At 39.8% G+C, this 25,736-nt stretch carries 13 protein-coding genes; 8 read left to right on the top strand and 5 right to left on the bottom strand.

Annotated elements, in window-relative coordinates:
- Window positions 1–159 precede the first annotated feature (159 nt).
- The gene (locus H6H03_RS04275; RefSeq protein ID WP_190953906.1) at window positions 160–558 is read left to right on the top strand and encodes a hypothetical protein; all 399 of its coding nucleotides are present in this window, start codon (window positions 160–162) and stop codon (window positions 556–558) included.
- 223 nt (window positions 559–781) lie between these two features.
- On the opposite strand, the gene H6H03_RS04270 is transcribed toward H6H03_RS04275, so the two are convergent.
- Window positions 782–970 carry a hypothetical protein gene (locus H6H03_RS04270; RefSeq protein ID WP_190953905.1) on the bottom strand — a complete coding sequence of 63 codons (189 nt, stop codon included), beginning with the start codon at window positions 968–970 and terminating at the stop codon, window positions 782–784.
- A gap of 865 nt (window positions 971–1,835) precedes the next feature.
- Between H6H03_RS04270 and H6H03_RS04265 the strand changes: the two genes are divergently transcribed.
- From H6H03_RS04265 to H6H03_RS04240, 6 genes are all read left to right on the top strand, one after another.
- Window positions 1,836–3,650: a fatty acyl-AMP ligase gene (locus H6H03_RS04265; RefSeq protein ID WP_190953904.1), complete on the top strand. Its 1,815-nt coding sequence runs from the start codon at window positions 1,836–1,838 to the stop codon at window positions 3,648–3,650.
- Between the two features lie 376 nt (window positions 3,651–4,026).
- Window positions 4,027–4,311: an acyl carrier protein gene (locus H6H03_RS04260; RefSeq protein ID WP_190953903.1), complete on the top strand. Its 285-nt coding sequence runs from the start codon at window positions 4,027–4,029 to the stop codon at window positions 4,309–4,311.
- A gap of 232 nt (window positions 4,312–4,543) precedes the next feature.
- Window positions 4,544–5,881 carry a diiron oxygenase gene (locus tag H6H03_RS04255; RefSeq protein ID WP_190953902.1) on the top strand — a complete coding sequence of 446 codons (1,338 nt, stop codon included), beginning with the start codon at window positions 4,544–4,546 and terminating at the stop codon, window positions 5,879–5,881.
- Between the two features lie 127 nt (window positions 5,882–6,008).
- Window positions 6,009–11,492, top strand: coding sequence for a type I polyketide synthase (locus tag H6H03_RS04250; RefSeq protein WP_190953901.1), 5,484 nt, complete (start codon window positions 6,009–6,011; stop codon window positions 11,490–11,492).
- A complete protein-coding gene (locus H6H03_RS04245) occupies window positions 11,489–18,439 on the top strand; it encodes an SDR family NAD(P)-dependent oxidoreductase (RefSeq protein WP_190953900.1) in 6,951 nt (2,316 codons plus the stop codon). The genes H6H03_RS04250 and H6H03_RS04245 overlap by 4 nt, the downstream gene beginning before the upstream one ends.
- A gap of 160 nt (window positions 18,440–18,599) precedes the next feature.
- A complete protein-coding gene (locus tag H6H03_RS04240; protein WP_190953899.1) occupies window positions 18,600–19,919 on the top strand; it encodes a lipase family protein in 1,320 nt (439 codons plus the stop codon).
- Between the two features lie 270 nt (window positions 19,920–20,189).
- Here the strand turns inward: H6H03_RS04240 and H6H03_RS04235 are convergent, their stop codons facing one another.
- Together H6H03_RS04235 and H6H03_RS04230 are read right to left on the bottom strand one after the other, a co-directional pair.
- Window positions 20,190–21,734, bottom strand: coding sequence for a hypothetical protein (locus tag H6H03_RS04235; protein ID WP_190953898.1), 1,545 nt, complete (start codon window positions 21,732–21,734; stop codon window positions 20,190–20,192).
- Window positions 21,735–22,007: 273 nt separating this feature from the next.
- The gene (locus tag H6H03_RS04230; protein WP_190953897.1) at window positions 22,008–22,610 is read right to left on the bottom strand and encodes a DUF3318 domain-containing protein; all 603 of its coding nucleotides are present in this window, start codon (window positions 22,608–22,610) and stop codon (window positions 22,008–22,010) included.
- Between the two features lie 259 nt (window positions 22,611–22,869).
- On the opposite strand from H6H03_RS04230, the gene H6H03_RS04225 reads away from it, so the two are divergent.
- Window positions 22,870–23,130 (top strand): hypothetical protein, encoded by a 261-nt coding sequence (locus tag H6H03_RS04225; protein ID WP_190953896.1) that lies wholly within the window; start codon window positions 22,870–22,872, stop codon window positions 23,128–23,130.
- 62 nt (window positions 23,131–23,192) lie between these two features.
- Here H6H03_RS04225 and H6H03_RS04220 read toward each other — a convergent pair whose 3' ends face one another.
- Complete coding sequence (locus tag H6H03_RS04220; RefSeq protein WP_190953895.1) at window positions 23,193–24,824, bottom strand: iron uptake porin; 1,632 nt, start codon at window positions 24,822–24,824, stop codon at window positions 23,193–23,195.
- Window positions 24,825–24,978: 154 nt separating this feature from the next.
- On the bottom strand, window positions 24,979–25,584 hold the full coding sequence (locus H6H03_RS04215; RefSeq protein WP_190953894.1) for a Crp/Fnr family transcriptional regulator: 606 nt from the start codon (window positions 25,582–25,584) through the stop codon (window positions 24,979–24,981).
- Between the last annotated feature and the right edge of the window lie 152 nt (window positions 25,585–25,736).

The raw sequence follows: 25,736 nt of genomic DNA, 5'->3' as shown, positions 1-25,736 counted from the left end.
TGCTTTGAGTAGAAGTAATTATGATTTTGTAAATGTCATGATGTATGTGTTCTCAAACAATAAATAGTTGCTGTTGTCCAAACGAAAAAATCAGATTTTGTCTGACCCCAGTAACTTTGAACTTTATTCAATTGTTTGATGTTTTGAGAAGGTAACATAATGAATACAATCCTAAAACGCACACTTTTACCCAGCCTCATGGCTGCAAGTTTAGCTGGTGTTACTTTAGTACCAGCTCAACAAGCTTCTGCCGACGATCGAGTACTACGTGATATCGGTATCGGGGCTGCTACCAATGTGGTAACCGGAGCTATTAGGGGAAATGGAGATTTCTTAGGTAATGCTGTTAAAGGTGGTGCCACTGGTGCAGCGGTCAACGGTGCAAATGGACTCAGAGGCGATCGCCGTCATCGCAATGCCGCTCAAGATGTCGGTGTTGGTGCAGGTGCTAGTGCCTTAACTGGCGTAATTACTGGCGATCGCAAAGACACCCTCGGCAATGCGATCGATGGTGCCGCGGTGGGTGGAGCAATCCATCTTCTCACCAATGGTAAATAAATGTTAGGAAATTATCCCTTCCCTAATTCTCTCCTTTTAGGATGAGTAGAATCAACCCCCCTTTCCTAGTGGGAAAGGGGGGTTGTAGGTTAGATGTATATTAAGATGTACAGCAGATTTCAAAGAAAGTGAAGTACAAAAACTGGCTGTCTAAGCTACTTAGAAACTCTGTTTTAATTCTGAATTCTACTATATATCCCCGTCCACTTAAGATAACTTAAATCTAGCCCTTTAATGCCTTTCTAAAGTTTCGACGATAGGATTGATTAGTAATAAACAAAGCTGGCCATAGCAGAGATAAACCAATGCGATTGGTCAAACTTGGATTAAAATTAGTCCGCCCAAATCCAGTCCAAAATTTCCAAGCGCCTCCTGCATAAACCACTGCTAAGACAAAAAGTATAAAGTTCATTCTCATCAACTCCATTAGTAACTGACAGAATTTAAATTAAGTTTTACCACACAAGGTAAGTAGTTCATAAGCAGTATCGAGAAGGTATCAATAAACTCCCCAGCCTTTGAAGTCTCAATCAATTAACGACACATTCTCCTATTCCAGTGTAAATTAGCCTCACCCATGACAGCTACTTATCAGCGGTGTTAACCTAGTCAAACGATGTAAAAGCTTAATTTACAGGTGTTTTGGCGGTGCATTGTGCTTGTGCAACAATCAAGCCTTTAGTTTCTCAAATAGAATAGCCCCATTGGTAAAAAATTAAAATAAAGCGCATTTTGTCAATCAGTTGAAATACTCAAAATAACTTAAATGAAAATGATAATCCTGTACGAGGGAGGAGGTGAGCGACGCTCGCCTCCTTCACCTCTGTTTGATTATCATTGTTTATTGATTATTGAGGCAGCTAACTTAATTTTTTCCTCACCCATGTAATACACGAAAAGGTGGACTTATCCTTTCCATGTATTACGCAGTAAAATCGGCGTTTTTATGTTAATTAATGTTTCGCCAACGGTATCAGCATCATTAGTGAATCGTGTTCTAGGTATTATGAATTTACTGTTAAGCAACTAAGCTGTTATATAAACTTTACTTAAATGTTCGTTTAACTGTCTTAACTGTCTTAACTGTCCTTGCCTATTTAAAGGAGATCGCTAGATGATAAAAACATGGTCTGCCAAAAAGCTAATCCTGCAAGTCATTTGAATTTTGTAGCACTCGTAGCCTAAAGATAAACAATAAAGTTGGTAAAGCTCTTGGTTGAAGGCTGAAAACAAATATATTTACTCGCGTTACTTCCTAACCTGTAAGATATTGGCTTATGAATGTCCCTTTGAATGATTTGCAAAACTCTTTAGAGAGATTTTTCACATTAGTAGAGATATTAAGCTATAGAGCGCAAAATCAGCCACAACAAAAAGCATATACTTTTCTGCGAGATGGAGAAATTGAAGAAACGAGCCTGAATTTCCAAGAATTAGACCAAAAAGCAAGGGCGATCGCTTTTCATCTTCAGTCTATTGGAGCTACTAACCAACGAGCTTTACTGTTGTATCCACCAGGTTTAGAATTTATTACCGCCTTTCTTGGTTGCTTGTATGCCGGTGTGGTAGCTGTTCCCGCCTATCCACCAAGGGCTAATATGAAACTGTCTAGGTTGCTGGCGATCGTTACAGATGCCGAAGCAATGTTCGTATTGACCACCAAATCCTTGTTAGCCAATCTGGAGAAGCGCTTCGTTGAAGATGCAGAATTGGCGACTATGAGGTGCTTAAGTACCGATGACATTGACGACAATCTCAGTTTCGATTGGCAACAACCGAGGCTTTTAAGTGATAGCTTGGCATTTTTGCAATACACTTCCGGGTCTACAGGAACACCCAAGGGAGTGATGGTTTCTCATGGTAATTTGCTGTGCAACCAAATAGCGATCGCAAAAGGTTTTAGACACACCCAAAAAACAAGTCATGTGATTTGGTTGCCCTTATTCCACGATATGGGACTGATTGGCAATGTCTTGCAGTCGTTGTATTTGGGTACACCATCGATTCTCATGTCACCAATGGCTTTCTTGCAAAGACCTTTGCGGTGGTTGCAAGCTATTTCTCGTTACCAAGCAACAACCAGTGGCGGCCCGAATTTTGCCTACGATCTGTGCGTCAGCAAGATTACACCAGAACAGCGTTCGACTCTGGACTTAAGCAGTTGGGACGTAGCTTTTAACGGCGCAGAACCAGTGCGTGCACAGACACTGGAGAACTTTGCAAACTATTTCGCTTGTTGTGGTTTTCGCCGCGAAGCCTTTTACCCCTGTTACGGTATGGCTGAAGCAACTTTATTTATTACTGGGGGATTAAAAACAACTTTGCCGGTTCTGTATTCAGTTGATGGTGCAGCCCTTGAAGAAAATCATGTGGTAGAAGTTGCCAAACCAAAAGAAGGGACTAAAATCATAGTCAGCTGTGGTCGCACCTGGTTAGATGAAAAAATTGCGATCGCTGACCCCACAAATTTAACTAAATGTCCAGATGGCAAAGTAGGAGAGATTTGGGTTCATGGTACTTCTGTGGCTGCTGGCTATTGGCAACGACCTGAACAAACCCAAGAAACTTTCCAAGCTTATCTAACAGACACAGGTGAAGGGCCGTTTCTTCGCACCGGGGACTTAGGCTTTTTGCAAGATGGCGAGTTGTTCGTCACTGGAAGACTTAAAGATGTGATTATTATCCGAGGACAAAATCATTATCCCCAAGATATTGAGCTAACAGTTCAAAAAAGTCATCCAGCACTACGACCAAATTGTGGTGCAGCTTTCACAATAGAGCAAAAAGGACAACAACGATTAGTTATTGTTCAAGAAGTAGAACGAGTTTATATCAGACGTTTGAATGTTGCCGAAGTGGTAGGAAATATCACAGAGGCAGTAGCAGCTAATCACGGGTTACAAGTATATGACACAGTTTTGATCAGACCTGGCAGTATTCCCAAAACATCTAGTGGCAAGATTCAACGTCAAAGTTGTCGGCGGGGATTTTTAGACCACAGTTTAAATATGGTAGAGGACTCTGCTACAAAGCCTAACAATCAAAATAATTTTCAACAGTTAGCATCTGATATGAACTCCCTCCTAGCATAAGTACAGGAAGGTAGTGTGATTCCAAAATAGTAAATATTTCACCGGAAGCTGAAGCTAAAATTAAGCTAAAAAAATTAAGTTTTATCAATTTGGACTGTAGTTTAGACTAAATTCTTGTTTTAAGGCTACAACCCTTGTGTAGCAAGCATTTTAAACTTCGGAATCTAAACAAGCGTATAAATCATCAAAGCCTTTCTGGATAAGGGTTTGGCAATTTTCTGGATAAAATTAGTCTAAACTCCAATTTGGAGGCCGAATAAAAAATTATTCCATTGATTATTATTCCAAACGTGTTAACATCAAGTACAAAAATACTCAGTAACTAAATCCGAAATTTCCAGCAAACATACATATCCTAAAAATCGAGGTTTGTAAAATGACTCAAGTATTCCAAGACCAAACAAAAAACGAACAACTCGGTCAATTAACAGCAGCAAAAGTCCAAGAATGGTTAGTTAATTATTTGTCAAATTTACTAGAAGTTGCACCCGATCAAATAGATGTTAAAAAGCCTTTTGAACGCTATGGACTAGATTCATCGGCAGCGGTATTTTTAAGCGGCGACTTAGGAGATTGGCTAGGTCAAGAGCTAGATCCAACTTTAATTTACAATTATTCAACAATAGCTACCCTAGCAAATCATATAGCTAAGGGCAGTTAAAAAATATTTAGAAAATTTCTAATAAAGCGAAGCAGTTTTGCCTAGCAACTTAAATAGCCTCTAATTTATTTATAGCGATTTTCATGTGGTGGATGGAATACACCATTCTAGTCCCTAACGCCTAGCCCAATTTCTTCACCAGAGTGTACTAACACCAAGTGAAAAAAGCTGTAATATTTTCATCTACTCAGCAACTAATAACGCTCAATCAACTACACAGTAACAGCATCTTATGACAGTTCTCACCAATGATTCGCCAAAATCCAGAGTTAACAAAAGTCTCCCCGTTTTGAAAAAGAACTATAATAATAATCTTGAATCTGACTACACTGAAAAAATAGAAGAATTAGATAAAAATTTTAGTTACCAGAGTAACAGTGATTGCTACTGGAGTGAGCCGCAGCAGTCAATTCTTTATGGAACCCCACTCTATCAACAGGCTTCTTTAGCTCAAAAAATAGCTCTTAACCATCTTCATTGGCTTGGCTCTTACAAAATAGTTGCTGATAGTGAAATGGAGGTGATTTTCTACAATACAATCACAGCAGATTGCTTGAGAAAGGCAAATAAGGATTATGAATTTATAGCAAATCTGCTAGCTCATGAAAGTGAACAGGAGCGTCACCACATTCATTGTTTTTACAAAGTAAATTACCAAACTTTAAGAAGTTTAATAGGTGCTAAAAATTGGCTAAAAGCTGATTTAGATAATTTTTCGTTTGCAAGCAGTAACTTCCAAGTTTTACCATATTTATTATCATCAAGTGCAAATTTGATCGGTAAGATCTTTCTCAAACAACAAAAACAAAATTATTCTCAAAATCTGGCATCGAAATATGTCGATCAATCTATTTCATTACCTAATACTAGTGGATTTTTCAATGGCTATTCAGGAAATAGACATCAATCAATGCGAGAACTCTTGCCTGTGGGCTGGGCAAGTTCTCCATTCTTAGCTAGTAATTTTTATGCTGTGCGCTACATGGCTAATCTGTCCTTGAAAAATGGCGAATTTGAAATACATAAATATTACCAAAAATTGCGGAGAAATAATCAATTTATCCCGGCTCCGACACAAATATCCCACTATCATTTTTTAGATGAAGCTTTTCATACAACAACTTCTTTGTTTATGGGAAGAGACTTCTATAAATATCTTCCCGAACCATCGGCATACGAAAAAATCATAGCCAATTTATCTGTGTTACAGATCCAATATGAAAATCTCAATAGTCTCTCTGGAATCATATCCAATCGGTTTGAGAGTGATAGAAATATCATAAAGTTTGTTATGAAGATATTGCAGAGTCCTGTGTTTGATATGTCACAGAAAGAGGCAATTTATTGGCTAGAAAAGTGCCTGTGCTATGAACATGAAGGTTTCCATGTTAATTTGAAGATACACAATCATCTATTATCCAGTCTGCGTGAATTTTTAGAAAATCTCGACTACTTGTGGCCTATTAATCGCGAAGTGCGTTTGATGGTTTCAGGAGGATCAATCGAGAATGCTCTGAAAAACAATATCAAAGGTTTTAAGAATTTTTACCGAACAATTGAGAAAGATTGATTTATTGCAATTAAGTAATTGTAATAAATCAATTATTTTGCTGGAACTAGGGATGCAAAGTTTTACATCCCTAGAGCAAACAATAATTAATAAAAGTAATTACTATTAATAGTAATTTTTTGATTAGATGAATTTAGAATCAACACATATAGCGATCGTTGGTATTGGTTGCCGATTTCCCCAAGCAGAAACACCACAAGCTTTCTGGAAATTTTTGCAGGATGGGAAAGAAGCAATTATTGAAGTACCTAAAGACCGATGGGATATTGATGAATTTTACGATCCCAATCCGGCTACCCCAGGAAAAATGAATACCCGCTGGGGCAGTTTTCTCAAAAAAGTAGATGAATTTGACCCCGCTTTTTTTGGTATTTCCCCTCGTGAAGCTGAGTATATAGACCCGCAGCAAAGATTGATGCTGGAAGTGGCTTGGGAAGCATTGGAAAATGCCGCCATAGCGCCAGAACGATTAGATGGTAGTCAGACAGGGGTTTTTATTGGTTTTACCAATTTTGACTACCACACAATAACTTACAAAGATCTTTCTTGTTTAGAAGCATATAGCGGTATCGGTTCACATCCATATATTATTGCAGCGCGATTATCTTATGTACTGAATCTGCGGGGGCCATCTATTGCGATGGACACAGCTTGTTCTTCATCTCTAGTAGCACTGCACTATGCTTGCCAGAGTTTAAAAACTGGAGAGTCCAATGTATGTATTGCAGGAGGAGTAAACATAATTCTTTCTCCAGAACCGACAATTACCTTTTCTCATGCCCGAATGATGGCAGCAGACGGTCGTTGCAAAACCTTTGACGCTGCTGCGGATGGTTATGTCCGGGGAGAGGGATGTGGAGTTGTAGTTCTAAAACGTCTTTCTGATGCACTGAGGGATGGAGACAATATTCAAGCGATTATTAGAGGTTCAGCGGTTAACCAAGACGGTTTAAGTAATGGACTGACAGCTCCCAATGGCCCTGCTCAACAAGCAGTTATCCGCCAGGCCTTAGCAAATGCTGGGGTGAAACCATCACAGATTAGCTATGTCGAGACTCACGGTACGGGAACATCTTTGGGAGATCCCATTGAGGTGAATTCTCTCAAAACGGTTCTGATGGAAGGTAGGGAACCCAATCAGCCTTGTTGGATTGGTTCAGTCAAGACGAATATTGGTCATTTAGAATCTGCTGCGGGGATCGCAGGGCTGATAAAAGTAGTTTTGTCGCTACAACATAGTGAGATTCCGCCTCATCTGCATCTAAAAAAGTTAAATCCTTACATTAAGATTAAAAATACTCCTATTCAAATTCCCACAGAACTCCAGCAATGGCCAGCCCAAGGACAACCCAGACTGGCAGGAGTTAGCGCCTTTAGTTATGGCGGTACTAATGCTCATGTGATTTTAGAAGAAGCGCCCCCTCAAGTCAAAAGTCAAAATTTGCGGGAGCGTTCTTTTCATTTATTAACTTTATCGGCAAAAACAGAACCAGCTGTGCAAGCGTTGGTTAGTCGTTATCAACATCACTTAGAGACTAATCCAAAGCTAGGATTAGCAGATATATGTTATACGGCGAATACAGGACGCGAGCATTTTCAGCACCGTCTGGCAGTTGTGGCTGACTCAACAGAACAATTAATTGAACAACTAGCATCAGCAAACCATACCTTCAGCAACCACCCAGGTAAAAAGCCGTCAAAGATAGCGTTTCTGTTCACAGGGCAAGGTTCCCAGTACATCAACATGGGACGGCAACTCTACGAACAAGAGCAGATTTTCCGCCAAACTATTGACCAGTGTAATGAAATTTTACGCCCATATCTGCAAAATTCGCTCTTAGAAATACTATATCCACAGCAAGCAACACAAGAAGTTGCATCATTATTGTTAGACCAAACCGCCTATACGCAACCAGCGTTATTTGCCTTGGAATATGCCCTGTATCAGGTGTGGAAATCCTGGGGAATAACTCCAGATGTGGTCATGGGGCATAGCGTTGGTGAATATGTTGCAGCAGTTGTGGCAGGAGTTTTGAGCTTAGAAGATGGACTCAAACTCATTGCCCATCGAGGAAGATTAATGCAGCAGTTACCTGCTGGTGGCGAGATGGTTTCGGTGATGGGAAAAGAAGAAATGGTGAGAGAAACCATTGCACCATTTCATGAGACAGTAGCGATCGCAGCAATTAATGGCCCAGAAAGTATAGTGATTTCTGGAGCCAGTGTTGATATTGCTGCAATTTGTGACAAACTGGCGACGCAGGGAGTCAAAACAAAACGATTGCTTGTTTCTCATGCCTTCCATTCGCCATTGATGACACCAATGTTGGCAGAATTTTCCGCCATCGCTAATTCCTTCACCTACAATCAGCCGCAAATTCCATTAGTATCCAATGTCACTGGAAAACTTGCTGAGGAGGACATCGCAACAGCGCAATACTGGGTGAATCATGTGTGTCAAGCAGTGCAGTTTGCTAGTGGTATGCAGACATTACATCAGCTTGGGTATGAAGTATTCGTAGAGATTGGTTCCAAGCCGATTTTATTGGGTATGGGGCGTCAATGCCAACCTGCTAGCGAGGATCTGTGGCTACCTTCTTTGCGTCCTGGTTTCGACGAATGGCAAGTGTTACTTTCTAGTTTAGGGCAGTTGTATGTGGCCGGATTCCAGGTAGATTGGTTAAGACTTGACCGGGAGTATGGGCGTCAGAAGGTGATATTGCCCACTTATCCGTTCCAACGCCAACGCTATTGGTTTGAAACAGGCAAAACCCATCCTCAAAAGCAATATTTACCAAAAATTAAAAATCTCCACCCCTTACTGGGTCAAAAGCTTCGCCTAGCTGGTTCAGAAGAACAGCGTTTTGAATCCCAGTTAAGTATTTCTGAACCTGCTTATCTCAACCACCATCGTGTTTTTAACAAGCCAGTATTACCTGCGACAGCCTACTTAGAAATGGCTTTGGCGGCAGGAGCAGCTATTTTCAAATCAGATCATTTAATTCTTGAAGATGTAAATATCTACCAAGCATTAATTTTTTCCGAAGCTCAAGATAAAACAGTACAAATAGTTTTAAAACCTTTAGAAACTAATATTTATAAATTTGAAATTTTCAGCTTAAGTACAGAACAAAACCAAGAAAATCAGTCTTTTACGCTCCACGCTTCCGGTAAGGTATTAAAAGGCAAAGAGACAGATGATATTGGTTTTGTCAATTTGTCTGTATTGCAACAAGAATACACAGAAAAAGTTGCGATTGAAATTTTATATCGAGAACTAGAAGACCAAGGCATGATTTATGGCCCAAGTTTTCAAGCTGTGAAAAATCTTTGGAAGACTCAAGATAAAATCCTCGGCTTAATTCAATTATCACCAGAGCTTTCCCAGGAAGCAGAAAAATACAAAATACATCCAGCTTTACTAGATTCCTGCTTGCATTCAGTATATGGTCTAAAACTAGATATCGATCGAGTTAATTCAATTGATATCTATCTTCCAATCAAGATAGAGCGTCTAAAAGTATATCGTTGTTCTAGCTCTCAACTGTGGAGTCAAGTAGAAATATCCTACAAAGACACCAGTAATAAAGATATTTCTAGTTCTAATGCATTATTATTTGATAATAATGGAGTTGTAGTTGCTGAAATTGAAGGCTTAATTGGAAAACGCGTCAGTCGCCAGAGCCTTTTGAATGTTTTGCAAAGGCAGTTGTTAGGAGAAATACAAAGTAGGTTTTATCAAATAGAGTGGGAGCCTCAAAGTCATCATTTAAAAACAAATTCTCAAAAATTGAGTCACTGGTTAATTTTTGCTGATTCCACAGGATTGGGGACAGCTTTAGCGACTAAATTGCAGCAGCAAGGACATGAATGCACTTTAGTTCATCGAGGGCATACCTATCAAAATGAAAAGACAGGCCAAAAGACACAAACTTATCAACTAAATCCCTCTCATCCTCAAGATTTTGAACAAATTTATCAAGACATCTTAAAAACCAGCCAATTGCCACTGCAAAAGGTAATTCATTTGTGGAGTTTGGATGCTCCTGTTCCACAAGATTTAACAATTTCTGGCTTAGAACAATCCCAACTTTGGGGATGTGGTAGTGTGTTGCACTTGCTCCAAGCAATAGTCAAAAATCCTACTGCTAGTTCGCCTCAACTATGGTTAATCACCAAGGGTTCTCAGCCAGTGTCATCAAAAACAGAGAAACTAGCAGTGGCTCAATCCCCCTTATGGGGCTTTGGTCGAGGCATATCCTTAGAATATCCCCAACTGTGGGGTGGTTTAATAGATTTAGACCCACAAGCTACCGAAGATGAAGCAGAAATACTTCTGCAAATCTTCACAGACAACTCACAAGAAGACCATTTAGCCCGGCGCGGAGGGCAAACTTATATATCTCGTTTAGTCAAGCAACCCCCAACTGTATCTTTACCGATGTCATTGTCCTCCAATGCTACCTACCTAATTACGGGAGGACTGGGTGCTTTAGGATTGCACACAGCCCAATGGATGGTAGATAAGGGAGCTAGGTATTTAGTATTAATCAGTCGGAGTCAACCCTCAAACTCAGCAAAATCAGCCATTAGTCGTTTACAACAACAGGGAGCCAAAATAGTTGAGCTTCAGGCTGATGTCTGCAATTTTGCAGAACTCGCAAGCGTGTTTGAGCAAATAGACACTTCTATGCCACCGCTCAAAGGAATTGTACACGCTGCTGGTGTGGCAGGATATCAACCAATGGGGCAAATGGAACTCAGTCAATTAGAAGCGGTGATGCGTCCCAAAGTCATCGGTGGATGGATTCTGCATCAACTCACCCAAGATAAAGAACTGGACTTTTTTGTTAACTTTTCTTCAATTGCTGGTGTTTGGGGTGCTGCTGGTCAAGCCCATTATGCAGCAGCTAACCATTTCTTAGATGGGCTAACTTATTACCGTCAAGCTATGGGATTGCCCAGTTTCAGCGTTAGTTGGGGCCCTTGGGCTGGCGGTGGTATGGCTGATGAAGAAGGGTTGAGAGAACTGAGCAAAAGAGGCGTAGAACCATTATCCCCCGAACAAGCGATCGCAGCTTTAGAACATTTATGGACTAGTGGTAGTGTACAGACAGCGATCGCTGATGTCGATTGGAGTTTATTTAAACAATTGTATGGCATAGGACGACAGCGATTACTACTAGAAAAAATTGAAGTAGAACCACAGCCAACAAAACCGTTAATTGCCAGCAAAAACGCTACAATTCTTCAGGAAATAGAAGAGAAAAAAGAAAGCGATCGCCTCAGTCTATTAATAGCTTATCTACAACGACAAGTAGGGAGAATTGTAGGATTTAAAGGCTCTCAACTACCGAGTACAGAGCAAAAGTTTTTTGAAATGGGCATGGATTCTCTCATGGTTGTGGAATTGCGTAACCAAATTCAAACCGATTTGAAATCTGATGTTTCTATTAACACCTTTATGGAAGGAGCCACTATTGTAACTCTAGCAAATCAGCTTAACTATCAACTAGCTCCAAATGTTACTCAAACTGTGGAGCCAGAAAAGAATGAGCAATTTCAGCTAGTGAACGCCAAAGTTAGTGATTGGATTGAGATAGAAATATGAGTTTAGTAGAATTTTTACAAGAGCTTTCTTTTAAAGGAGTTAAGTTAGCACATGTCGGGGAAAAACTGCGTATTGGTGGTTCTCAGTCCGTCTTAACACCTGATGTAATTGCTCAACTCAAACAGCATAAAACTGAAATTTTACAGATACTCCATGATTCTCCAAATATTTTAAATATTTATCCGCTCTCCTACGGTCAACAAGCCATGTGGTTTATATGGCAATTAGCACCAGAAAAAGCGACGTATAATGTTGCATCTACCTGTCGTATCTGTTGCCAAGTCAACGTCACGACATTGCACAAGACTTTCCAGACTTTAATGGAACGTCATCCACTGTTAAGTAGCACATTTCCCAAGCAAGGCAATAAGCCAGTTCAACAACTTTATCAAACTCAGGTAGCAGACTTTCAGCAAATCGATGCTTCTACTTGGAGTGAACAAGAGCTTCATCAAAAAGTTTTTCAGGAATACTTGCGACCTTTTAATATAGAAAATGGCCCAGTGATGCGAGTGCGTTTGTTCACTTGCTCTGACCAAAATCATGTTCTTTTACTAACAGTACACCATGTTGCGCTTGATGCTTGGTGTCTTCCACTATTGATGGAAGAGATGATTATGATTTATCCTGCCCTAAAGTCAGGAGTTCAGCCATCTCTAACTCCTCTAAAGCACTCCTACATAGATTACGTGCGCTGGCAAAGAGAATTATTGTCAAGTACTCAAGGAGAAAAACTTTGGAACTACTGGCAGCAAAAACTAGCAGGGGACTTACCTGTACTCAATTTACCCACAGACCGACCACGACCACCCATACAAACCTATAACGGCGCTTCTCATAGCTTCAAACTATCTCCAGAGCTAACAGAACAACTCAAACAGCTAGCTCAAACAGCAGGCGTAACTCAATATATGCTTCTGCTAGCTGCTTTTCAGGTTCTGTTATATCGTTATACCAGACAAGAAGATATCCTAGTTGGTGTTCCCACCTCAGGTAGAACTCAGCCCGAATTTGTGCCACTGGTGGGCTATTTTGTCGATCCTGTTGTCATGCGGGCAAATCTTTCAGGAAATCCTAGTTTTCACGAGTTTCTCGCTCAAATTCGCTCTTGCGTATCCGAAGCATTAGCGCATCAAGATTTTCCCTTTGCTTTACTGGTAGAGCGATTGCAATCAAAGCGCGATCCTAGCCGTTCCCCTATTTTTCAGGCTTTATTCAACTTTGTTTTGCAAAACTTACGCCAGTATGAGTATAGCCAACAATTGTTATTGGGTGGTGAAGTAGATCGAGAAGGATTTAAATTAAAACCTTACGAAATGTCCCAAATGGAGGGACAGTTTGATCTTGACTTGATGATGTCTGAAGGTAGTTCGGATCTAGTCGGATCTTTCAGGTACAATACTGATTTATTTGATGAACAAACTATTGTTCAGATGGCTGGTCATTTTCAGAATTTATTAGAAGCAATTGTATCCAATCCGCAGCAGAAAGTGAGTCAACTGCCTCTTCTAAATGAAAGAGAACGACAGCAGATATTAGCGGTATGTCACGACCCTGCTATCAAAACTCAAAATCATAGATTTATTAGTACTGAATATATTGATAATTCACCAATTTATGTATTAGATAATTATGGAGAATTGCTTCCTTTCGGTGTGGAAGGAGAAATTTATATTGGTAATAGCTATTTAAATAAAAATCACTTGCAGCAAGAAGAAGGTTCAATTGAGGTTTTAGAACATCCCTTATTAGGAAGCTTAGTAAGAACAAGAAAGTGGGGTCGCCTGCGACTAGATGGATCTTTAGAGGTATTGGGATTAATACAACGGCAAGCCTGGATTAGGGGACACCGGATAAATCTTCAGAGTATAGAGCAGGTTTTACTATCAATTTCCAGTGTAGAAGATTGCTATGTTCTGGCGCGGGAGGGGAAACTCGTTGCTTACATTGTTTCCTCAAAATCCTTATCTTCTGAGTTTTTGCATACTCAATTACAGGCTAACTTGCCCGATTATATGTTGCCAGTTACCTATCTACCTGTATCAACTTTGCCGTTAACAGCAACAGGGCAAGTTGATGAACAAGTTCTCACTTCTTTAGAAGTTATTGATACTAAACTTATAGAACAATGGCAGCAACAATTAAACAGCCTTCCTGAAATTCAGCAGGCGGTGGTGGTTGCAACTTCACGTCACACACCTTCACCCTCACCACTACACTTATCAAAATTACTGCCACCAGGAACAAACAGCACAACTATTGCCTTACCGATTGCTGAAACTACTTCCAATGTGGGTTTTGTGCCGACAGAAAAACCAAAATTCACAACACCTGCTATTAGTGATGGCGGACCGCTGAACATACCAGAAGATGCTCCCAAGACTTTAACACAAGCATTAATACAAACAGCAACTCAATACAAAAATCAAGGCATTACTTACATTTCTGCAAAAGGTCAAAAAGAATTTCAAACATACACTAGCCTATTAGACGAGGCTAAATGCATTCTTAACGGCTTGCGAAATCAAGGTTTGCAGCCAGGACAGCGAGTTATCCTGCAAATTGCATCGCTACGAGATTATTTCCCAATTTTATGGGGATGCATTCTTGGAGGAATTCAACCTGTAACTGTAGCTGTAGCCCCCAATTATACAGAGAAAAATGCAGTTATCAATAAGCTATACAATACATGGAAACTACTAGACCATCCATGTATTTTAGCAAGTGATTCAATTAAAGAATCACTGGAAAATTTGCGCTCATCGCTAGCTTTATCAGAATTAAAAATTTGCTCTGTAACAGAATTAAGAAATTATTCAGCCACGTCAGAATTTTATCCTAGTCGCCCTGATGAAGTAGCTTTTTTACAGCTAACTTCTGGTAGCACAGGAGTTCCTAAGTGTATTCAAGAAACTCATCAAGGTATCATTGCTCATATCCATGCAGCTAAACAATTTAATGGATATAAAACTGAAGATATTTGCCTAAATTGGTTGCCTTTTGACCATGTTGTACCCTTATTAACATGTCACTTCAAAGATACATATTTGGGTTGTCAACAAATCGAAGTGGAAACAGCAGTTATCTTAGCTAACCCTTTAAAATGGTTAGATTTGATTGAGCAATATCGAGTTTCTCATAGTTGGTCACCCAACTTTGGATTTAAGTTGATTAGTGAGGTAGTAGCAAAAAATCCTGGTAAAACTTGGGATCTCTCGTCAGTTAAATTTTTGATGAATGCAGGAGAACAGGTAACACCTAAAGTTGTACGAGAATTTCTGGCGATCGCTGCATCTTTTGGTATTTCTTCCCAAGTTATGCAACCGGCTTTTGGTATGGCTGAAGTCTGTACTTGCATGACTTATCAAAATCAATTTAACGAGCAAACTGATATTTATCGAATTAAAAAATCTTCTGTTGGTCGTCAGTTAGAACTCATAACAGATTCTCATGATGTAATTGAATTTACTGACCTTGGTCTTCCAGTTCCGGGAGTGCAAATTCGCATAGTTGATGATGAAAATTCCCTTTTACCAGAAGGTGTAATAGGGCGTTTGCAGATTAAGGGAAAAGTAGTTACCCCAGGTTATCTAAATAATCCCCAAGCTAATACAGAGGCTTTTGTTGGTGATGGTTGGTTTAATACAGGAGACTTAGGTTTTATTTTGAAAGGTCATTTGGTTTTGACCGGACGAGAGAAGGAAATAATCATCATTAATGGAGCTAATTATTACTGCTATGAAATCGAAGATATTGTTAATAGTATCGATGGTGTAATTCCCACCTATGCAGGTGCTTGTGCATTCTCTAACCAACAGACTGGAACTGAAGGATTAGCAATCTTCTTTTCACCGGAAGCAACAGAATTTCAACTAAATTTGGAAGCTATTCAAGTCATTAAAAGAGAAGTTAGCTCTCAGTTGGGAATTACTCCCACTTATGTGATTCCTGTAGAACGTCAGGAATTTCCTAAAACTACAAGTGGCAAAATTCAGCGTTCTCAACTCAAACAGAAACTAGAGTCTGGTGATTTTAGTTCGCTGATTCAAGAAATTGATATTAAACTAGGCAAGAATACGATTCCTGATTGGTTTTATCAAAAAATCTGGTGTCAAAAACAAGCTCGAACTAATCCTATTTCAACTGTCAAACAAGCAGTGATAGTATTCCTTGATGATTTGGGATTAGGACAATCAGTTTGTCAAAGGTTGGAAGCTCAAAATTATTCTTGTATCAAAGTTGAGGCAGGAAATAATTTTGTGCAAATGAGTAGTGAACATTATGCGATCGATCCTGCTGATGAAAAAGATTATCAGCGTTTAATAAAAGCATTAAAAACTCACAATTACTCCATCGGTCATGTTTTCCACCTCTGGAATTATGAAGCCTATAATACTCCCATCTCCAATCTGGAAGCTCTTGAGGTTAGTCAACGACAAGGACTTTACAGCTTACTGTTTGTAGCAAAAGCGATAGGGCAGTTGCATGAAACAAAAAATCGTATACAGTTACTCTTCGTAGCTAGTTGCAGTCAATCTATTTTACCAACTGACGCGATCGCCCCCTCAAAAGCAACAGTTTTAGGCTTGCTCAAAACCATCCCGCAGGAAATCCCTTGGTTGGACTGTCGCCACATCGATCTACCCATTGCACCAGTTGAAATCAATAGAACTTATCTGTTGTCAGAATTTTATGCCTTGACTCCAGAAGCGGAAGTAGCTTACAGAGATGGACAGCGCTTAGTTCCTCGTCTGCAAAAGACAGATTTTGAAAAAGAACAACAGCAAGAACTACCTTTTAAAAACGGTGGTGTCTACTTAATTACTGGTGGACTAGGAGGCATTGGCGTTAAAATTGCCAAGTATTTATTAGAACATTACCAAGCTCGTTTATTGTTAATTGGTCGCACACCTTTACCTGATGAAAGCACTTGGAAGAATTATCAAGAAGGCGAAGATGAACTAACAGTTAAGATTCAAGCTTATCAACAGCTAAAACAACTTTCAGGCTCTATTCTCTATAAAGCTGTGGATATTTGCAATGTGGCACAGATGCAGCAGACCCTTGATTTGGTATCATCCCAGTGGTCAACTCAATTTGATGGGGTGATCCATTTAGCAGGAGTTCTCCAAGAAGAATTAATAGCATCTGCAACTAAAGAAAGCTTAATGGCTGGATTGCAACAGAAGGTAATGGGAACTTGGGTACTTCATCACCTGCTACAAAATCAGAATCATGGTTTCTTCGTTCACTTCTCCTCTATCAATAGTTTCTTTGGAGGTACGGGTGTTGGCGCTTATGCAGCAGCCAATAGTTTTTTAGAAGCCTTTAGTACTTATCAAAGACAACATAGTTCCTGGCAAAGCTATTGCTTGAGTTGGAGTATGTGGGACGAAACTGGTATGAGTCGTGGCTATCCCATGAAAGACCTCAGTCAAGCCAAGGGATATTGTGCTATTTCACCCTCTCAAGGAATGGATTCTTTGTTGATAGCTTTAGCACATCGCTCTAGCCATCTGTTAATAGGTTTAGATGCTGGCAAGTCACATATTCAACGCTTTACGTTAGATTGTATAAGTCTACAGCAATTAAGCGCCTTATTTACAGCTAATACCCGCGAATTGTCCATTGAGCAATTGCAATTATGCGATCGCTTCGGTACTCCCACCCAATGCCATTTTGTCCAACTCGATGAAATGCCTTTGACAGATTCAGGGGAAGTCGATCTCAAACAGTTAACTCATACTTACACAGGATTGAAGGTTCCTGAACAAACAGAACCCCGCAATCAAGTCGAACGCCAGCTAGCTGAAATCTTTCAAAAAGTGCTGGGGCTAGAAAAAGTAGGCATCCATGATAATTTCTTTGCACTGGGTGGTCATTCGGTACTGGCAGCGCAAATTGTATCTCAACTACGGGAAACTTTTGCTTGTGAGCTACCATTATGGGTTCTGTTTAAGTCTTCCACCATTGCAGAACTCGCTCAAGTTATAGAAACACCATCACTACCATCAGAAGACTTGGCAAATGGTGACAGAGGTATGGGAAATGCTCCCACCTCTGATTCCTGCTTAGTTCCCATCAAACCAAATGGAAGTAAGCGACCCTTTTTCTGGATTCACCCGATGGCTGGTGTAATCTTTCCTTATTACTCCGTGTCTTATCTGCTTGATTCTGACCAACCTGTCTATGGGCTAGAGTCAGTAGGACTCAAAGGAGAGAAACAGCCTTTCAAGCGAATTGAAGACATGGCTAGTTATTACATTAACGCCATGCGTTCAGTTCAACCTGAAGGCCCTTACTTCCTTGGAGGCTGGTCGTTAGGAGCCTACATTGCCTATGAAATGGCTGTTCAACTTCAACAAGCAAATCAAAAAGTTGCCCTAGTGGCACTTCTGGATACTCCCCGTTCCTTAATCGGCAGCTACAAACCTAAGGATGCCTTGAAACTGTCTGCTGAGTTACTGAGAATGATTGTGCAGGATGTCTGGCCTTATGTCCATGATTACCTGTCTCTTGTAACAGCAGAATCATCTTTGCAGCCATCTCAGGAAAATTATCAGACTAAAGGTCTAATCAAGCACTTAGTATCCCGGTTGGGGAATCGTTCGGAAATTATGCAGGTTGCTGCCCAGTCTCCCCAACTTATCGCAGGAGAACAACAGCCTGCTGTCACACGTTTAGCCAAGGTTCTGCTAGCTAACACCCTAGCTATATTCCGTTATCAGCCAAAATCTTATGACGGAAAAGTGATCCTTTTAAAGACAAGTGATATGGCAAATGAGCAAGATGTAACTTGGGGTTGGGGTGAGTTAGCAAGAGATGGAGCCAAGGTATATTCTGTACCCGGTAATCATATGACCTTACTACGACAACCGTATGTACAGGCGATCGCCGAAATCCTCAAAGGATACCTCGATCGTGTTCCAAATCAAATATCTCGTTAGGGAAGGAGTGCTATGGCTGACTTCTGATGGAGATTGCCACGGCTTGGAATTTAGCAACGTTTAACCGTCCAAGTCCATTGTTAAAAGTTACTAGAATTAACTCATGCAATTCTAGTTTGTGTTCGATTCTCAATTGAATTTATGAAATGGAGAGCGACCCATGACTACATCTTTGAGATTGCGTAAGGGCTTTAGTTTTGATGAAGCTATCCTGTTTGCAAATCTTTCCAAATATGCCTACGATGTTTTTCAGTATGATGATGGTAGTGTTGATGATGTAGAGCTAAAAACAATTTACAAGGCTCTCTATAGAAATCAGGGATGGCAGTTAGTTCATACTGTTCGCAATGATGACACGAATATTCGGGGACTAATTCTGAAAAATACTCAATCAGAAGTAGCTCATCAGTACGTAATTTCCTTGCGAGGTTCAATAATTAGCGATCGCGGTGCCATCGAACTGACTGATGTGGCTTCTGATGTAGATTGGGATTTGGTTCGTTACGGCGCTTTGTCTATCCAACGGGCAAAAGTTGTGCGAGGGTTTAATCTGGCTTTTGAGTCCGTCGCTGATGAAATTCTATTCTTCTTCAAGGCTTTACGGGGTGAGCTAAAACCCTCAGATTTCCGGCGGCTTCATGAGTTACCTGCCCTGCGAAAATTTGCTTGCATTAATGCTTTAGCTGATGCAGGAGGAATTCGGCTAGGCGCAGAGTTTGAGCAACAAGCTCAAGATTTAATTACTCAAGTAGTTGCCGACGGTGAAATTGATGACGATGAAGAACTTGAGAAAATTTTGCAATTTGTAGAAGCAGAGCTTTTATCTAAGCAATCATCTTTAAATCAACCTGTAGAGGTATTCGTAACAGGTCACAGCTTGGGTGCATCCATCAGCCAGCTTGCGGCTTTGGCTCTGCGACGCTGGTTTGGGCCAGTTTCATCTGGGGGGTTACTGCTGAAAGTTTATGCGATCGCAGCATGTAAAATTGGCAATCAACAATTTGTAGATTACTACAACCAGCAAATAGGTGATGAACTCAGCTATCGCATCGAAAATGTGTTTGATACTATTCCAAAGATCCCCCTAGATCCCCCCTTCCCTCTCTCACTCATTGCTCCTGAAGGACTACGGATTGGAGATTTTTACATTGGCAACTATGCTAATGGTGGTCAACCTATTACAGTTGTAGGATTTGGTTCTCAAAGTGGGTCTTTATCATTTGGGGGTATTGTCGAACTCCCAATTAGCGTTCCCTTTCCCCACAGCGTTGAAAGCTATATCCAATTATTAGGAGAGCAGAAGCTATTTTGGTCTGAGTTGATTCGTCCAGTTAAGGATATTTTACGTCCTTTTCTGATCGATCTCCTGCGTGAAGAACAGAGAAGCAACGCAAATCTCGATCGAGAGATTGGCAACTTAAATGGTAATGAAAATGTTAGCAGCGTTAGTAGCGATGAAGACATAACCATTATCAAATAAAAGGAATTAGGGAACTCAAAGTCCCTACTTTCTTTAGTCGTGGGGACTAAGGGTAATGAAGATTGGATAATAAGCAAAAAAATTATACAATTTGCTCTAATTCCTTCGATATTTTGGAATTTTCCCAGTTTGCAATACTAAAGCGGCGTTCGTTCCACCACTAAATCTGCAAATTTAGTGGTGGATTTCGATGTTTGTGACGCTCATGCGATGGCATATCTCCTGCACCTGCCGACATTCATTAGGCTGAAATTATCTGGTTCATCATCCCTATACTTTATCTACCCAATAAAGATAATATCGTTCGCTATCGATCCAGTTTTTCTCAAAATTTTTGATCGGAGCAATGTTCAAATCATTCCGGTTCACATTCAGTTTTTGATTTAAAATTAACAAAATTTTCTTTTGTTCGTCTTGATTTTTGAGTAGAGAATTAATTTGGTTTAAGATATCAGCTTGTTCAACATCTTTACGAGCTTTGTTAAATAAAGTAAAGCTTCCCAGTTTTTTTAGTTCAGGATAGTAAAACTTTCGATTAAGATAACCGGATAAAGGTGCCATATTGGCGTCTCGACTAGCAACAATAAATTCATTGTCTAACCCAGATTTTTGAAGGTATTGAGCTGTTTCACGACTTGCAGAAAATGGTAAAATCAAATCTCTTGAAAAACTATAAATACCTCCTAACAAATGGACGTAAAGAATTAACATCAAAGCAATATGATGCCATTTATGAACAAATGTAATTGAATTTGGGCGAACAGAAAATTTATTGAGTAAAACTAGAGAGTCTTGATAATAATTTCCTAGCCATAAAGCCGCTATCAGAATTAAATAGAAATGTCCAAAATGCCTCGGCATACCTGTAAATCTCAAGTATGTAAAGGTGAGTATTACAAAATTTCCTGTAATGTATAAGAATAAAGGAACTGGCTTTTTAGATAATTTAATCAAGGTTAAAGTGACAATGAATAAAGCAATTATTGTACAAATAATTAAGTCTAGCCATTTTTTATGTTGAGGAATAATTAATAAATAACCACCAAATATTCTACCTATGCTTCTCAAAAGATGGCGGAAATCTAATTGCATTACCCAACCATTCTTTAACCCACCATAAAGATAACTATCTGTAGGGGGAGTAATAATATAAATAGATAAAATAAAAGAAAATATTATAATCAAAATACTCAATATTAAATCATATTTTTGACTTTGGCTAAAATACTGACGGCGATGTTCGCTATCAAAACAAAATTCAGCTAGCAAAGTCAATGATAAAGAAAATGATACCAATAAACCGTAAGCACTACTATTTGCTAGTAAGCCCAATAAAATTGCCAAATAGCTATAAGTTATTTTCCTCGATGAAAAAATTGTGCAAAATGCGAAAACAAATAACATGCTAAAGGCATAGTTTCGAGAAATCAAAAGATATTCGTAAAAAGTAAAATAACCAAACGAAAATAAAAACTTTTGTTGATAATTAAAAGGGCTATATAAGCAAAAAAGGGTAATCGAAACAACAGTAATTCCCCAATGGAAAATTTGCATAATCAAAGGATTATCAACTATTTTTCTCAGAATTGCCAGAGAAAAATACCATAGAACAGGATGACCTTCATAACGAATATTTTCAATTAAATCGCCTAAAGATTCACTATCTCTGACAATCAGCCAGGGATTTAGTTCATCTCGCCACATCGAATGATTGAGAATACCTATTAAACCAAGCGCAGAAAAAATAATTATAATAAACCAAGGAGAAGAAAAAGGTAATCTCGAAGTATATTTGATGATTTTGTTCTTTAACATTGTTATTGCAAAATTAAATTGATTTTTTTCAAATTTATATATACAGTTAATTTACCTTAGGGTGTAAAGTATTTTATTATTCTTTTTAAGAATATAGACAGAATTAAATGGATGTCAGGGAACAGCAATAGGCTTGAAAGTTTCTTGTTGTCTCGGTTTGAGATTTAGCCTATTTCCTAAACTATGCTTCAAATGCTATAAAATATTACTCAGTGAAATCAAGTGAGGGAGCAGCTTTTACCTTGTGCCTCCTAAATTTTAAATTCTTTATTTCTACTGATAATTTTCTGGCATACTTACTGGTGACAAACCAGCGATCGCTCGTAAATTTTGGCAACGAATCAATTCGCTAAAATTTAAACTGGAACGCCCTTCAATTTTGGCTACCGCTTCAATGGCAGATAACAGATGCCCTGCGGCTTCAACCTCTGAATAACCGCGCCGTTGCGCTACCCTAATTGCTGCTGCATCAGCGTTTAACTCTGACTCTTGAGATTTGTTAGTCCGCCAGATGCGAACAAGAGCAACAGCACTTAATCCTCCAGCCACAGCTACACCCACCACATCTGATTGTGCTGCTTCCAATAATCCACCCAACAGCCCCACCAACACCACACCTTGATAAATATCGGGTTTAAACCACCTCACGCCCGTCAACCAGCTAACCACCTGCAATAGCAGCAAGTCTCGTTGCGGCTTTGTTAGGCGACGCCACAAATCGAAATTAATGTATATCGGTCGTGCCTGATTCCAGGGTTGAGGAAAGGAGGCGTCAATCACTTTTGCTTGCTCTGGCTTGCTCACAATTTTTGTTGTCATCCGACCAGAAGCAGGCATGACATCTAATAAACGGCGAATTTCAGCATTTGGCTCCATAATTTTAATTATTAGCCATAATGTCCACCCTGACTAGTTGCTAAAATATCAAGTTTCTCTGATTTGAGAATAACTAGGACGGCCAAAATACTCATCCCACAAGATTTATCATATTAAGATGTGTAGTTCATTTACTTGCAAAGTGCTGTAAGAATATCAATATGCTAATTTCACAGTGTTTTTCAATTATATTGAACTATACTACTCCGTACAGACGCGATTAATCGCGTCAACCCACTCTCTACTCCCTGTCCTAATCATGGACGCTTTTGCTCCCCTCCCACCTGAATGGACAAATAAGGCGACACATGCTTATAAGTTTTGTTGCCCTAGCTGCTCCTCAAGTAGCCTCGAAGCTGAAAAAGTTTGGTTAAATCGCCGATCGCCTGTACTAACAGAAGACCGTCGTCGTAAATGGCAAGAATTCTATTCTTGTCACTGTGGTTGTGTGTGGTGGGCTTGGAGTAGCGATCGCCGCCCAAAAGATCTATCAAATCAACCAGATTATAATCCTACATAACCATTTTTTTCCAAAACAAAACCCCACCTTCAGGTGGGGTTTTGTTTATCTAATTCACAATTTTAGAAGGTGAAAGTAGTACGTAGAGTACCTACATAAATAGTATTGTTAGCATCGTTGTGTTCTGGATTGAAGATTACCAACAAGCCAGGGGTGATTTGCAGATTATCAGATACCTTGAACTTGTAAAGACCTTCTAAGTGATAAGAGGTATCGTCATCTAAGTTAACATTCGCGGCAACATCTTTGATGCTACCACCAGTAATTCTAGGTGGTTGACCAAAAATAACACCTAAGACGTTACCTTCTCCACCAAAGTCTTTTAAAGCAAGGGAGCCAGCCCACCACCAAGAATCCGCATCTGTACCGGCATTCGCACCAGTTTTCGCATCAGCTGTTGCATAACCACCCCAACCACTCAGAGCCAATTTAGGACTAAATTGGAAGGTAGCTTGTACGCCGTAGTTGTTAGATTCAACACGACTACCAGCTCCAAAGGGGTTGTTAGCAAAAGCGCTACCTGTACCTTGGAAAAGGTTGTTAGCAACAGTATCTGTTTGATAAGTACGGGCGTAGCTCAGACCAATATTAAAGGCTTTGGTAGGTTGGAAAGATAACTGACCAAAGATAACGCTATCACCATTGAACAGACCATTATTAACGGTGGGGTCGTTAGCAGTTCTAGCTAGATAAGCACCACTCAAACTGATGGCGCCTTTAGGATTGAAAGTAACAGTCACACCAGCGCCGCCTTGACCTTGGCGATAGATGGGGCTGAAACGTCCATAGCGAGATAGCGCACCTCTGCCGGAGCTAGCAAAGTCGGGGTTAAAGGTGTTGACGTTTTCGTATAATTCACCACCAACGGCATCAACTTTCACCCGCACTGCATCACCGAAGTTGAATGCATAGTTGACTTTATCGAAGACAACAGAGTTGTTGTTATTACCGTCATAGCCCAAGCGTGTCATGTTAGTACCAGTAACACCAGCGTTGGAAATGATGTTGCCAGCATTCAAACGGATTTGTAACTGGTCTGTACCGTAGAAACTGCTGTACAAGTTCAAACGAACGCGGTCATCAAAGGTAGTATTGGCATCTAAATCTTGAGTTGGATCGCCACTTGGAACGGCTCTTCCGTCACCAAAAGCTTGAGATACGTTGAAAATTGCTTCCCCAACCAACTTGGTAGTAGTGGAGAATTGATTAGCTTCTAATTCCGCAGTCCGAGCTTCTAGGGCATCTACACGACCGCGCAAGGTTGCTAATTCAGCAGAAAATTCTTCTTGTAAACGCTGTAGGGTAGCCAAGTCTTGTTTGCTTACCAAATCAGCGGTAGCTGTAGCAATTAGCTCATTAACTCTGTCTAAACAAGCATTCAAACCTGCGGCAAATTCGTAACGAGTCAAAGCACGATTACCGCGATAGGTGCTGTTAGGATAACCTGCAATACAACCGTAGCGCTCAACTAGAGATTGTAAAGCTTGGAATGCCCAATCTGTAGGCTGAACATCAGAAAACTGAGAAACTGATGTTACCTGATCTATATTGTTAGATTCTTGAGCTTGAGATAACTGAGCAACATTTGTTATTTGGTCGTTAACTTCATCAGCAAAAGCGGCATTTGCTGTGCAAAATGTAGCAGCGACAACAATTGGACTAACCTTAATAAGATTCCAGAATTGTTTTGTCATGTTTTTAGTTTCACTCACACCTACTAATCCAAGAACGGTAAAATGCTTAAAACATTTTACTTTTGGGTTATTTCACACAAAATTACAGCACCAATTATACCTTATGTCCTCTGATTAATACAAGCAAATTAATATACTGCTGAATTAAAACTACTCAGTTAATATTTTTTGGTAACTGCAAAATAATACGGCGTTTGTGACGTAAAATTGTTCCTTCTTCCTCGAATTGCTGTAGTAGACGTGTAATTGTTACTCGCGTAGTATTTAAAACTTCTGCAATATCCTGATGGGTAATATTCAGATCTATCAGCTTGCCTTTGTCTATATCACGTCCAAACTTTTCACTCAACCAGAGCAAAAACTGCCATAAACGTAAAGAAATCGGTTTCCGATGCACTATGCTCAGTAAATCTTCTGCCTGTTGGATGTGAGACAATAAAGCATCAACATCTTGATGCCACAAATGAGCGGGGACAACACTAACTTCTACACCTGTCAGACATTCGATCTGATATGGCTGAATTCTAGACAAAGGATACCCAATGAGATCTCCTAGTCCCCAATAACCGAGAGTGATGAATGTTCCATCTTCACCCCACGTTAGGGTACGAACTGCGCCGTGTTCGATGCGCCAAAGTACATCGTTTCGAGGTGGAATTACTTCTCGACGGGTAAATATGTATTGCGATACCTGCCCTTCTACAGCAGAGTTTTTTGACAGCCCAGAAGGGTTTGGAGTGGAAATTGTGGAATAGATCATGAACCGTAGCCACACAAACTACTAGGGAATATTGCTGCTGAATTTATTAAAAAATCTAATATTTCTTATATTGAGTATTTATTTATGCTGACACTTCAACGAATAGTAGCTAAATTAAAACTTTCTCATCACAATAGCTTTTGGTTTAAGCC

Source organism: Nostoc paludosum FACHB-159 (assembly GCF_014698835.1).
In the GTDB taxonomy this organism is placed as follows: Bacteria; Cyanobacteriota; Cyanobacteriia; order Cyanobacteriales; family Nostocaceae; genus Nostoc; species Nostoc paludosum.
Note: the sequence above shows the minus strand (reverse complement) of the source record. Positions and strands in the feature narration are given on the sequence as shown.